Below are 284 nucleotides of genomic sequence, written 5' to 3' on the forward strand. Positions count from 1 at the left end.
AACCAGATCGAGCTGTTCACCGCCCTGCTGCTGTCCCTGCCCGGCTCGCCGATCCTCTACTACGGCGACGAGATCGGGATGGGCGACAACATCTGGCTCGGTGACCGCGACGCGGTGCGCACCCCGATGCAGTGGACGCCCGACCGCAACGCGGGCTTCTCCTCGTCGGATCCCGGCCGGCTGTTCCTGCCCACGATCATGGACCCGGTCTACGGCTACCAGGTGACGAACGTCGAGGCCTCCATGTCCTCGCCCTCGTCCCTGCTGCACTGGACCCGCCGCAT

Annotated in this window: 1 pseudogene; it reads left to right on the forward strand. The window is 67.6% G+C overall.

The features are described from left to right. A pseudogene (locus KVT44_RS56015) lies at positions 1-284 on the forward strand (trehalose synthase); the annotation flags it as partial.

Origin of the sequence: Streptomyces sp. GbtcB7 (assembly GCF_019091445.1) — a bacterium.
In the GTDB taxonomy this organism is placed as follows: Bacteria; Actinomycetota; Actinomycetes; order Streptomycetales; family Streptomycetaceae; genus Streptomyces; species Streptomyces mirabilis.